The 11,743-nt window shown below is 61.2% G+C and carries 11 protein-coding genes and 1 tRNA gene; 7 read left to right on the top strand and 5 right to left on the bottom strand.

Annotated features, from left to right (window positions below):
- Positions 1 to 74: 74 nt before the first annotated feature.
- Entirely contained in the window at positions 75 to 938 is an 864-nt protein-coding gene (locus tag E4021_RS09290) for an aldo/keto reductase (protein ID WP_136458686.1), read from the top strand.
- Positions 939 to 996: 58 nt separating this feature from the next.
- Here the strand turns inward: E4021_RS09290 and E4021_RS09285 are convergent, their stop codons facing one another.
- Positions 997 to 2,268: an alpha-amylase family glycosyl hydrolase gene (locus E4021_RS09285; protein WP_136458684.1), complete on the bottom strand. Its 1,272-nt coding sequence runs from the start codon at positions 2,266 to 2,268 to the stop codon at positions 997 to 999.
- A gap of 111 nt (positions 2,269 to 2,379) precedes the next feature.
- On the opposite strand from E4021_RS09285, the gene E4021_RS09280 reads away from it, so the two are divergent.
- Entirely contained in the window at positions 2,380 to 3,144 is a 765-nt protein-coding gene (locus E4021_RS09280; RefSeq protein ID WP_136458682.1) for an NIPSNAP family protein, read from the top strand.
- An 84-nt stretch (positions 3,145 to 3,228) separates the two neighbouring features.
- Here E4021_RS09280 and E4021_RS09275 read toward each other — a convergent pair.
- From E4021_RS09275 to E4021_RS09260, 4 genes are all read right to left on the bottom strand, one after another.
- A tRNA-Met gene (locus E4021_RS09275) sits at positions 3,229 to 3,302 on the bottom strand.
- Between the two features lie 67 nt (positions 3,303 to 3,369).
- Positions 3,370 to 4,332, bottom strand: coding sequence for a methylenetetrahydrofolate reductase [NAD(P)H] (gene metF, locus E4021_RS09270; protein ID WP_136458680.1), 963 nt, complete (start codon positions 4,330 to 4,332; stop codon positions 3,370 to 3,372).
- 190 nt (positions 4,333 to 4,522) lie between these two features.
- Entirely contained in the window at positions 4,523 to 5,599 is a 1,077-nt protein-coding gene (locus tag E4021_RS09265) for an ATP-binding protein (RefSeq protein ID WP_136458678.1), read from the bottom strand.
- 49 nt (positions 5,600 to 5,648) lie between these two features.
- Complete coding sequence (locus E4021_RS09260) at positions 5,649 to 6,134, bottom strand: DUF6702 family protein (protein WP_136458676.1); 486 nt, start codon at positions 6,132 to 6,134, stop codon at positions 5,649 to 5,651.
- Positions 6,135 to 6,349: 215 nt separating this feature from the next.
- Here E4021_RS09260 and E4021_RS09255 point away from each other — a divergent pair, with 215 nt between their 5' ends.
- The 5 genes from E4021_RS09255 to E4021_RS09235 all read left to right on the top strand — a co-directional run bounded on the left by E4021_RS09255 (position 6,350) and on the right by E4021_RS09235 (position 11,649).
- Complete coding sequence (locus E4021_RS09255; RefSeq protein ID WP_136458674.1) at positions 6,350 to 6,670, top strand: hypothetical protein; 321 nt, start codon at positions 6,350 to 6,352, stop codon at positions 6,668 to 6,670.
- Positions 6,671 to 6,713: 43 nt separating this feature from the next.
- Positions 6,714 to 8,561: a DNA mismatch repair endonuclease MutL gene (mutL, locus tag E4021_RS09250; RefSeq protein ID WP_136458672.1), complete on the top strand. Its 1,848-nt coding sequence runs from the start codon at positions 6,714 to 6,716 to the stop codon at positions 8,559 to 8,561.
- Positions 8,562 to 8,627: 66 nt separating this feature from the next.
- On the top strand, positions 8,628 to 9,494 hold the full coding sequence (locus tag E4021_RS09245; RefSeq protein ID WP_136458670.1) for a rhomboid family intramembrane serine protease: 867 nt from the start codon (positions 8,628 to 8,630) through the stop codon (positions 9,492 to 9,494).
- An 83-nt stretch (positions 9,495 to 9,577) separates the two neighbouring features.
- Positions 9,578 to 10,585 (top strand): rhomboid family protein, encoded by a 1,008-nt coding sequence (locus E4021_RS09240; RefSeq protein WP_136458668.1) that lies wholly within the window; start codon positions 9,578 to 9,580, stop codon positions 10,583 to 10,585.
- A 5-nt stretch (positions 10,586 to 10,590) separates the two neighbouring features.
- Positions 10,591 to 11,649, top strand: coding sequence for an endonuclease/exonuclease/phosphatase family protein (locus E4021_RS09235; protein ID WP_168797542.1), 1,059 nt, complete (start codon positions 10,591 to 10,593; stop codon positions 11,647 to 11,649).
- Positions 11,650 to 11,743: the final 94 nt, after the last annotated feature.

The raw sequence follows: 11,743 nt of genomic DNA, 5'->3' as shown, positions 1-11,743 counted from the left end.
GAGCGCGCGCCGGGTTTTTTTATGATTACGCCCCGGCAGCGTCCTCGTGCATTTTTAAACTATCAAACTTTAGTATGTTAAGTACGCAAAACAACATTGCCGCGCAATCGGGTACCTATACCCTGGGCGGAGACCTGACCATCAACCGCCTCGGATACGGGGCCATGCGCATCACCGGAGACGGAATCTGGGGTCCGCCCAAGGACCGGGCCGAAGCCATCCGGGTACTGAAAGCCACCCAGGATCTCGGCATCAATTTCATCGATACGGCCGACAGTTACGGGCCCAACATTTCCGAGGAACTCATCGCCGAAGCCCTGCACCCCTACCCCGAAGGATTACTGGTGGCCACCAAGGGCGGGCTGGAACGTACCGGACCCAACCAGTGGCCCGTGAACGGCCGCCCCGAACACCTGGAAGCCGCCCTGAAGGGCAGTCTTAAACGGCTGAAACTCGAACGCATCGACCTGTATCAACTCCACCGCTTCGACGAGAAGGTGCCCGCCGACGAATTCCTCGGCAAACTGGCCGAACTCCAGCAACAGGGCCTGATCCGTCACCTCGGACTTTCGGAGGTCAACGTAGACCAGATCAAGCAAGCCCAAGAGCACTTTGAGGTGGTAAGCGTACAGAACAAGTACAGCCTCACCGACCGGCAATGGGAGGATGAGGTCGCCTGGACGCGCGAAAACAACATCGCCTTTATCCCCTGGTACCCCTTGGATGCCGGAGCACTGGAAAACCAGGACCTCCAGCGAATCGCCAAAAAGTACGACAGCAGTGTTTACCAGATCGCCATCGCCTGGTTGCTGGCGCACAGCGATAATATCCTGCCCATCCCGGGCACGAGCTCCGTCGACCACCTCAGGGAAAACACCCGGGCCGCATCGATTGAGCTTGAGGAAGAGGACGTACGTACACTGGACGAACTGGTCTGACCTACGGCCCGGCGGTCATCGGGGCAGCTTGTAAAATCTTCCCCGATGACCCAATGGCCTAGGCCCCGATGAGGACCCGCCACCCCCAGGGCTGCATGGCCACGTCTTCGTCTACTGAGATTTCCTCCTGCCGGCCGGTGATGCCGTCGGTGTAAACCCCCGGATACAGCCGTTCGGAAAAGCGGAGCACCCGCGCCTCGCCGCAAAAATTGAAGATGGCGAAGACTTTGCCGTTCTCGTCCTGGCGAACGAAGCTCAGCACCTCGGACTCATAATTGTTGGGGACCCGAATCATCGTGGCCCCCCAGGGAGCATTCGCCAGCGCGGAATGCTCCTTTTTTAGTGCGCTGAGGCGGGCAAAGAGCTCAGCAAAGGGGTGTTCCTTCCACTCGATCGGGTCGCGGCTGAAGAAGGCCAGACGCTTGTCGAGCCCCGCTTCCTGTCCGTTGTGAATCAGGGGAATACCCTCGCCGATGAAGGATAGGGCGATGGCTGCCTCGAGCCCGTCGCCCAGCATCTCGTACATGGTGCCTTCCCAGGCATTTTTGTCGTGGTTGTCGGTGAAGGCCAGGCGCATGGCGTCTTCCGGCCAGGCGCGCTCGTTCCAGGAGTAGTAGACGAAGAGCGCCCCTACCCCATCCTTGCCGTGGGTGATGCGGTGAAGGGTCTCGTGCCAGCTCCAGGCGTAGGTGGCGTCGAAGGCGGCCCGGTGCAGGTCGCGGCTCTCCCACTCGGCCAGCATGAAAACGGGCTTGATCTCGTCGAGGCTGCGGCGCACTTCCTCCCAAAAGTCTACCGGCACGTAGCCCGCCACGTCGCAGCGGTAGCCGTCGATATCGACTTCGCGTACCCACCACTCCATGACCTCGCGCATATAGGCCCGCAATTCCGGGATTCGATAGTCGAGGTCGATGATGTCCGACCAGTCCCACCAGGGCGTGGGCCGAAAATCGCCCTTGTAATCCCGTGAGTACCATTCCGGGTGCTGCTCCACGAGCACATTGTCCCAGGCCGTGTGGTTGGCTACCCAGTCGAGGATGACCTTGAAGCCCTGTTCGTGGGCGTGGCGGACGAAGTCCTTCAGGTCGTCGAGGGTGCCGAATTCCGGATTCACGCCGTAGTAATCGCGGACCGAGTAAGGACTACCGAGTTCCCCCTTGCGGTTCTTTTCGCCGATAGGCTGAACGGGCATAAGCCATAGGATATCCACTCCCAACTGACGCAGGCGGGGCAGTTGCGCGGTGGCGGCGCGGAAAGTTCCCTCGGGGGTGAACTGACGGGTGTTGATCTGGTAGAGGACGGCGCTTTTGGACCAGTCGGGGTGCTGCACGGTGGCTACTTTTAAGTTTTAGGGGAAGGGCGGGTTCCCGGGGGAGGTGTCCCGATGATGGTATAGTCGCCGGCCGGCTCAGAAGTTCTATCTTTCCGAAAAAGATCAACCATGCAAAGACGAAATTTCATCAAGGCGGGTGCCGCAGGTGCCATGGCCGTGGCCGGAAGCCAGCTGGGTGCGGTAAGCCGACCTCAGTCCGCAGCCGGTAGCGAGATCATCGAGTGGCGCATCTACGAGATGAACTTCGGCGGCAACGAAGGACTGCTGCGCGATTACCTCACCAACGCCCTCTACCCCGCCCTGCTGCGCAAGGGAGCAACCCAGTTTGCCCTCTTCCACGAATACGGCAACCCCAACCCCGCGAAGCTTCACGTGATGATCAGCTTCCCCGATGCGGCCACCTTCGTGGCCGGGCAGTCGCTGACCGACGACGAGGTATACCAAAAGGCCGCCCAGGAGTACGATGCCGTGACGTCCGACAAGCCGATTTACACCCGCTTCACCTCGTGGCTGCTTGAGGCCTTCGCCGGGATGCCGCAGTCAATCGGCACCGACCCGAACGCCGGGCTGTTCGAACTGCGGGTATACGAAGGCTACTCCGAAGACGCCGTGCGCCGCAAGATTCGCATGTTCAACGACCACGAGTTGGAGATATTCAAGGACACCGATCTGGATGCCGTCTTCTACGGTAACCTGATCGCCGGGCCCCACCGCCCCGCCCTGGCTTACCTCCTCCAATTCGATGACATGGAAGAGCGCGACGCCAACTGGGCCAAGTTCGGCGCCCACCCCGAATGGAACCGGATCAAGGTGCTGCCGGAGTTCGCCAATTCGGTGTCCAATATTCAGCGCACCTTCCTGGTGCCCGCCTGATGGGCATGGCTCGGTGACAACTGATATTTGCCTCGAGGTTAAAAAATAAAGGACCTCTCCGAATTCGGAGAGGTCCTTTTATTGTAGCGCGAGGGTGACTCGAACACCCGACCTCAGGATTATGAATCCTGCGCTCTAACCGGCTGAGCTACCGCGCCATTTTGCCAGAAGCGGCCGCAAATATACGGGCTTTGGCCAAACTTGCAACGTTTGCGGGGAATCCTTTTAAGCCACCTGCTCGGCGATTGCTTTGATGGTGGAGCTGTCGCCCATGGTGTAGTAGTGGAGGCAGGGTACGCCGCGTTCCTTGAGTTCCTTGCTCTGGGCGGTACACCATTCGATCCCGACCTGTACGCGGGCCTCCGCGTCCTTGGCCTTGGTCATGGCCGTGACGAGATCGTCCGGCAGGTCGATGTGGAACATCCGGGGCAGGGCGTTCAGCTGGTACAGCTTGGTGATCGGTTTCAGGCCGGGTACAATAGGTACGTTGATACCCACCTTGCGGCAGGCGTCGACGTAGTCGAAGTACTTCTGATTGTCGAAGAACATCTGGGTGACAATGTAGTCGGCGCCGGCTTCCACCTTGGATTTCACGTAGCGCAGGTCGTGCTCCAGGTTGGCGGCTTCAAAGTGCTTCTCGGGGTAGCCGGCCACGCCAATGCAGAAATTGGTCTTGCTGGCGTGCTCGTCCTTGATGAGCTCGTCGAGGTAATGTCCGTTGTTCATGTCCACGATCTGCCCTACCAGTTCGCAGGCGTAGTGGTGGCCTTCCTTTTCCGGCACGAACTTCCCTTCGAACTTGCGGGCGTCGCCGCGCAGGGCCAGTACGTTCTGCACGTCCAGGAAGGCCAGGTCGATGAGGGCATTTTCGGTGTCCTGCTTGGTGAAGCCCCCGCACAGCAGGTGGGGAACGGCGTCGACGCCGTAGCGGTGCATGATGGCCGCGCAGATGCCGACCGTCCCCGGCCGCTTGCGAATGGCGGTTTTCTCGTAGTAGCCGCTGGGGCGCTTCTTGTAGACGTACTCCTCCCGGTGGTAGGTGACGTCAATGAAGGGGGGCTCGAACTCCATCAGCGGATCCAGGGTATCGAAGATGGCCTGCATACTGCCGCCCTTGAGGGGGGGAAGTACTTCAAAGCTAAGGAGGGTCTGGCCGTTGGCCCGTTCAAAGTGTTCGGTGACGCGCATAGATAATTAGTGGGCTATCGCTCCATTGCGGGCTTCGCCAAATGATGGTGGAACCGGGTTCCCCTTTGTTGAAGGTCCTGCCGCCGCAGTCGGTTCGGGCAGGTGTCGGTTTGGGGAACGCAAAGGTAATCAGTCCGGTTTTTTATGGTGGGGTCTTCGCGCTGCTGATCTACGGTGTGCAATCCGCCCGCTACAGTGCGGCGTAGAGGTCTTCCCAACCTTTACGGTTGCGGACCACCACGTCGAGGTACTCCCGCCAGACGGCGCCGTCCTGCTCGGGCTCCTTGACTACCGCTCCGGAGAGACTGGCGGCCAGGTGTTCGGTTTCGATGTCGCCGTTGCCGAAGTGGTAACTGAGGGCCCGGCTCTGGTTGACGACCGAGATCGCCTCGGCGGTAGACAGGGTCGAACTGGGCGATTTGAGCTGGGTACGGCCGTCCTCGGTGCGGCCGTTGCGGAGTTCCCGGAAGATGGTGACCAACTTCGTGATCTCGGCGGCGGCATCCTGCATCACGGGCGGAAGCTGCATGCGTTCAGCGGCGGCCCGGCTTCGGTCGACGACAATGCGTACCTCTTCTTCCAGGGTGGCCGGCAGGGGCATCACTACGGTATTGAAGCGGCGGCGCAGGGCGCTCGATAATTCGTTGACCCCCCGGTCGCGGTCGTTGGCGGTGGCGATGACGTTGAAACCCCGCCGGGCCTGGGTTTCGCGGTTCAGCTCGGGGATGGGCAGTATTTTTTCCGACAGCACGGTGATGAGGGCGTCCTGCACGTCGCTGGGAACGCGGGTAAGCTCCTCGATCCGCACCAGTTTGCCTTCGCGCATGCCCACCATCACGGGTGAGGGCACCAGGGCCGCTTCACTCGGACCCTCGGCCAGCAGGCGGGCGTAGTTCCAGCCGTACCGCAGGGCATCCTCGCTCATGCCCGCCGTACCCTGCACCAGCAATGTGGAATCGCCGCTGATGGCGGCCGTCAGGTGTTCGCTGAGCCAGGTCTTGGCCGTACCGGGCACCCCGACGAGCAGCAGGGCACGGTCGGTGACCAGACTGGCCACCGCCACCTCGATCAGGCGGCGATCGCCGAAGTACTTGGTGGTGATCTCGGTCCCGTCCGGGAGGGTATACCCAACGATGTAGCGTACTACCGCTTTCGGACTGAGGCGCCAGCCGGTGGGGCGCACGCCGGTGTCATGGGCCTCCAGGGCACGGAGTTCGTGGGCGTAGGCTACTTCGGCGTGGGGGCGGAGAATTTCTGCTTCGGTCATACGGTGGGTGGCTCCGGCGGTAAAGGTAGCGGGTGGCAATGGCCGCGCATCAATAAGTACCGGCCGGCCGGTTGCGGTCCATAAGAAGGGTGGCCAGGCGCTGCTGGCCGTTGAACAACTTGACGATATTTTTCTGGTCGGCGTAGTACTCGGTCAGTACGCTGTTCTGCACCGTGATGCCCTGGGGGTCGGCCACTTCGTCCGCCACCAGGTAAATCCACAGCCCGTGCATATCGTCTTCCAATTCGTAACCGACCAGTTGTACCGGCAGGGCCTTATCGTTCCACTGGATCTGGAAGTGCTTTTCCAGGTAGGCGGTAAGGTAGCGGTCGGTGTCGGGGTGCTGGTCGGGGGTGCCGATATCCAGGCGGGGGGCACCGGCATCGGCGAGCGCGTCTTCCAGATCGTCCACGAAGACCTGCATTTCCACCTGTACCTGCCCGCGTTCGGCTACGTAGCGGACGTTGGTTTTGGATACGTGGTAGTCGTGCGCCGTGGGGCTGATCAGGAATAGCAGAATGAGGAATAGATTCATCTCGAATGGTGTTTCGGGGGTACCAAGGTAACCGATTAAGCGGGCGGAGGGTTGCTCTGTGGTACCACCTCGTCCGTCCGCTCAGTGGTCGGACGACCAAGTGGTCCGACCATTAAATCGTCGGACCACTCACCATCCGGCCACCGCCACCCCGCAGCGCGCCTGCATCTTTTCTTTACCGGAAACGTTATTTTGACCAATAAAACACCGCGCGCATGGCTTTCCTACGCCTCTTCAAGACCCCCAAGAATCAGCAATTCTCCTACAAGCCCCGGTACTGGGACCCCAAGAAGGAGGAAGCCGAAGAACGGCGGATGCGTATCGAGACCCTGCAGAACGGGGGTGTGGAAGGCATCAAGACCCGACTGCGCGGCGGCTTCCGCCAGGGAGCAGGTGGCGAAGCCGCCGGACGGTACCGCAACGAAAGGGTGCGTAAATCCAACTACAGCCTGGTGATCATCATGGTGGTGCTCGTCATCATCACCTACATTCTGTACAACGTATACATGCCGGAACTGGAGCGGATGCTGGGCTAATCTTTGTTACTTTGTGCCTTCTCTCAACCGTTGATGCCCCGCTATGACGGATAACCTCGTCCAGCTTCTCCCCGACGCTATTGCCAACCAGATCGCCGCCGGCGAAGTCATTCAGCGCCCCGCCAGCGTGGTGAAGGAACTGGTGGAAAACGCGGTGGATGCCGGAGCCGACGAGATCAACCTCATCGTCAAGGACGCCGGCAAGACGCTGATTCAGGTAACGGACAACGGCTGCGGTATGTCGGAAACCGACGCGCGCATGTCGCTCGAGCGCCACGCCACCTCGAAGCTTCGCACCGCCGAAGACCTCTTCACCCTGCACACCATGGGCTTCCGCGGCGAGGCGCTGGCCAGTATAGTAGCCATCGCCCAGGTGGAAATGAAAACCCGTCGGGCCACCGACGAACTCGGCACCCGGTTGGTGATCGAAGGCAGCGAAGTGATCACGCAAGAGCCCGCCGCCGCCCCGCCGGGCACGAGCCTGTCCGTGCGCAACCTGTTCTACAACGTGCCGGCCCGCCGCAATTTTCTGAAAAGCGACTCGGTGGAACTGCGCCACATCCGTGAGGAGTATATCCGCATCGCCCTGGCGCACCCTTCCATTCGCTTTGACCTGCACGTGAACGACCGGCTGGACCTCTCGCTTACCGCCGGCAATCTGCGGCAACGGATTATCGCGGTGTTCGGCAAGAAGTACCGCGACCTGCTCGTCCCCATCGAAGAGGCCACCGACGTCCTCAGCATCGGCGGCTACGTCGGCAAGCCGGAAGCGGCCCGCAAAAGCAAGGTCGGGCAGTTCTTTTTCATCAACGACCGGTACATCCGCAGCAGCTACCTGCACCACGCCGTTACAATGGCCTACGATGAGTTGCTGAGCAAGGACAGCTACCCCTTCTACGTCATCTTCCTGGAGATCGACCCGGCGCGCATCGACGTCAACGTCCACCCCACCAAGCAGGAGATCAAGTTTGAGGACGAGCGGCTCATCTACAACTACCTCAAGGCCACCATCCGCCACGGACTGGGCCGCGCGAGCATAATGCCAACCATCGATTTCGAAGCCGACAACCCCTTTTCTCCCTCCCGGACCTCCCTGCAGCCGAACGTTTCGCCCCTCGATTCCGACGAGGCACTGCCGAGCAAAATGAACCGCGAGACGCCGCACACCCCCTCCGGCGGATCGGAAGCCGGTCGCCACGCCAGCAACTTGCGCAACTGGGAAAAACTGTACGACAACCTCAGCGTGGAGGTCGATACCGATACCGGTGAGGTTCTGCAAAGCCGGATGGGCCGGGAAGACGAGAACGACTCCCCACCGGCCCAGGGGCGGGCCCCCTACCAGTTGCACCAACGCTACATCGTGAGCGCCATCAAGAGCGGCTGGCTGCTCGTCGACCAGCAAGCCGCCCACGAGCGCATCCTCTACGAAAACTTCCTGACTACCCTCCGCGAGAAACCGGCCGCCTCCCAGGCATCCCTATTCCCCCAGACCCTCGACCTGGCGCACGCCGACGCCGACCTGATGTCCTCCCTGCTGCCGGAACTCAACCAGCTCGGTTTCGACCTCGAAGCCTTCGGCGGGGGCAGCTTCATCGTCCGGGGAATTCCCGCCGAACTGGCCGGCAGGAACAACGAATTGGAACTGCTGGAAAAGCTGCTCCAACAGTACAAAAACAATCTCGACCTGAGCAGCGACGGCCACGAGCGACTGGCCCGCACCCTGGCCCGCACCGCGGCCATCAAGCGGGGTACGGCCCTTGACGACACGGAGATGCGGTCGCTCATTGATCGCCTCTTCGCCTGCGGTCAACCCCGGGTGGCCCCCAACGGAAAGCGGTGCTACGTGAAGTACGAACTCGAGGAAGTGGAACGGCTCTTCCAGGGCCAGTAAGTCCGGACCGGCGGCTGCGGAAACCGGAAGCCCCCCCTAAGCATTAGTTAACAAATCCCTGCCCGCATGCCGCCGCTGACCCCCGTCGTTAAAAACCTGCTGATCATTAACGTGGCGGTGTTTGCCATCCTGTTCCTGCTGCCCTACCTCGGTATAGATACACGGGAGCTCTCCGATTTTCTGGCGCTGCACTACCCCACCAGCGACCGCTTCCACCCCCTGCAATTGGTGACCCACTTCTTCGTGCACGGCGGGCTGGCGCACATTTTTTTCAATATGTTCGGCCTGGTAATGTTCGGCCCCCTGCTGGAGGCCCGTTACGGCAGCCAGCGCTTCCTTATCCTCTACCTGGCGGCCGCGGCCGGGGCGGTAGCCCTTCACTTCGGATACACCTGGTGGCAGGTGGGCCAGATGGAAGAGATCGTGGCGGCCTTCAGCAACAGCCCGAGCCTGGCCAACTTCAACGCTTTCTTTGAGTCGGTCAACACCAAGGACCTGTACATGGACGACGGGACCCGCCTCAGCGCCGTGGTGGCCGATATCCAAAACGAACTGGTGCTCAGCGGCGGCGATCCGCAGCAAACGCTGCGCAACGGCGTCGGGATGATGCAGGAGTACATCGACTTCAAGACCAACGTACCCATGGTAGGTGCCTCGGGTGCCCTGTACGGCGTGGTGGCCGCCTTCGCGATTTTGTATCCCGACTTCAAACTCATGCTTATCTTTCTCCCGGTACCCATTCGGGCGCGGTACTTCGTACCCGTTTTGCTGGCCGTCGATCTATTTCTCGGCATCATGGAGTTCAGCTGGGACCCCATCGCGCACTTCGCCCACCTCGGCGGGGCGCTGGTTGGGGGAAGCCTGGCCTATCTGTGGTACCGGAGCGATCCGCCGGCCGGATCGCGGCGCTGGGACGGTGGGGTGCCGCGGTAAAATTGTAGTTTGTAGGGCTTTAAGCTTCCCTTTCTAAATCTTTTCGCCACCGAAACGTTTTTACAGGCAGACCTACGCCAATTATGCTACAATCCATCTGGGACGACATTCGCCGGGAGTTCGATTATGGCAACATGATCAGCCGCATCATCATCGTGAATGCCGCTATCTACCTGGTCATCAACCTGGCGTGGGTATTCCTGCGGATCTTCAACGGCTGGGAAACCCCCAACCTCTACCTCGACATTCGCAACTTCCTGGCGATCTCCAACTCGGGCTGGCACATGCTCACCCACCCCTGGTCGATTCTCACCCACATGTTTCTGCACGAGGGCTTCTGGCACATCCTCTTCAATATGCTGTGGCTCTTCTGGTTCGGCCGCATCTTCGGGGATCTGCTGGGCGACCGGCGCGTGCTGCCGCTCTATATTCTGGGCGGGCTCGCGGGTGCGGTGTTCTTCTTCCTAGGTGCCGCGCTGACTGGTTTTGCAGGCGACGGCTCGGTACCACATTACGCCTTCGGGGCCAGTGCGGCCGTGATGTGCATCGTGGTGGCCACCGGCGTTTTCGCCCCCGACTACAGTATTCGCCTCCTACTACTGGGCAACGTCCGCATCAAGTATATCGTGGCCTTTGTGGTCATCATGAACATCATCAGCCTGGGCAGCAACGTCAATACCGGCGGCACCTTCGGGCACATCGGCGGTATAGCCATGGGCTTCCTCTTCGCCTGGTACCTGCGTCGGGGCACCGACCTTACCACTCCTGTACAGTCGGCCATCCGGGGCGTCGACAACCTCTACCACAGCCTGGTGCGGCCCAGTAAGGACCATTCCCGGCGCGGCCCCCACGCCGCCTTCCGGGGCGGCAAATCCGTCAAGGAAACGGCCGGTCCCCAGCGCCCCAGCTTCCTGCGGCGGGCCGGGGGCAGCACCACGCCCCAGTCCGGCGGGGGCACCACCACGCTCGACAGCGAGGCCACGCACCAGGAACAGCTGGACGCCATCCTCGACAAGATCAAGGAGCGCGGCTACAACAGCCTCTCGAAGGAAGAGAAGGAATTTCTGTTTAACGCCAGTAACCGCAATTGACCGGAGTGCGTTGGCTAGTTTCTCTCATCGGCAATCTCCTGGCCCTTACTGCCGCCTTCGGGCTGCTGGCCCGCTACGTACCCCCCCAGGTATTCTGGCCGCCGGCTATCGTGGCCCTGCTGCTCCCGGGCCTTCTGGTCCTGACCGCCCTCTACGCCCTGCTTGCCCTCTTCTGGCGCCGCTGGCTCTCCGCCCTGCTGCCCCTGGCCGTGATCCTCTTTGCGGTGCCGGTACTCGACCAGCTTTTCGCCTGGCCGGGTGAGGAAGAAGCCGCCCCCGGCGGCCCTACGGTCACCTTAGTGACGGGCAACCAGCGCCTGTTTCGATCCTACGACGCCCACGACGTGGACCCCGATCGGGTATCCCGGGTTTTTCAGGACTACGGAGCCGACGTGGTCCTTCTGCAGGAGGTACGCCCCCCCAAAAATCGCCTGAGTTTCATCCCTTCCATCCAGACCGCTGAGCAACTCAGGGAGCGCCACCAAAAGGAGGGTACCCTCATTGCCACTTACGGCGCCGACCTGGAACCGGTGACGGCTTCCTTTTCCGAGCCAAACGAGTACAACGGTTACATCGTGACCGACGTGCAAACCGAAATTGGCACCCTGCGTGTCATTAACGCCCACCTCGAAAGCAACCAGATCAGTGGCATGGCCGACAATATGCAGGAGGACGGCAGCTACCGCAACCGCCTGGAAACCTTCGGTCGCATGCTCACCGGCTACGGGCGTACCTCACGGCTGCGGGCCCAGCAGGCCGAGCAAATCCGCACCGCGGTGGAAACCAGTCCCCACCCAGTAGTGCTCGGCGGCGACTTCAACGACGTGCCTTCCTCTTATACCTACAATCAGATCCTCTCTCCCCGCCTGCGCGACGCGTGGGTAAGTCGGGGCCGAGGTTTGGGGGCAACCTTCACGGGGCCCCTTCCCGGCTTGCGCATCGACTACTTCATGGTCGATACCAGTCTACGGGTGGAGCACATCGAGCGGCTCAGCCCCAACTGGTCGGACCACCGGCCGCTGCGCATGGTAATCGGCAAGCGGGCCGAGACCACCGGAGAGTGACCTTCTGGTTGAGCTACAGCACCGCTCGACAAGCCATTGGTAGACCTGCCGCGGTACACGGCACATTCGGAATTCACGCGGCACCCGCGGCCGC

Source organism: Neolewinella litorea (assembly GCF_004803465.1).
Taxonomy (GTDB): Bacteria; Bacteroidota; Bacteroidia; order Chitinophagales; family Saprospiraceae; genus Neolewinella; species Neolewinella litorea.
The sequence above is the reverse complement of the archived record's forward strand: the minus strand, read 5'-3'. Positions and strand labels throughout refer to the sequence as shown.

Coding starts and splice junctions, on each gene's coding strand:
- E4021_RS09290 (WP_136458686.1), top strand. CDS start 75: ATGTTAAGTACGCAAAACAACATTGCCGCGCAATCGGGTACCTATACC.
- E4021_RS09280 (WP_136458682.1), top strand. CDS start 2,380: ATGCAAAGACGAAATTTCATCAAGGCGGGTGCCGCAGGTGCCATGGCC.
- metF (WP_136458680.1), bottom strand. CDS start 4,332: ATGCGCGTCACCGAACACTTTGAACGGGCCAACGGCCAGACCCTCCTT.
- E4021_RS09265 (WP_136458678.1), bottom strand. CDS start 5,599: ATGACCGAAGCAGAAATTCTCCGCCCCCACGCCGAAGTAGCCTACGCC.
- E4021_RS09260 (WP_136458676.1), bottom strand. CDS start 6,134: ATGAATCTATTCCTCATTCTGCTATTCCTGATCAGCCCCACGGCGCAC.
- E4021_RS09255 (WP_136458674.1), top strand. CDS start 6,350: ATGGCTTTCCTACGCCTCTTCAAGACCCCCAAGAATCAGCAATTCTCC.
- mutL (WP_136458672.1), top strand. CDS start 6,714: ATGACGGATAACCTCGTCCAGCTTCTCCCCGACGCTATTGCCAACCAG.
- E4021_RS09245 (WP_136458670.1), top strand. CDS start 8,628: ATGCCGCCGCTGACCCCCGTCGTTAAAAACCTGCTGATCATTAACGTG.
- E4021_RS09240 (WP_136458668.1), top strand. CDS start 9,578: ATGCTACAATCCATCTGGGACGACATTCGCCGGGAGTTCGATTATGGC.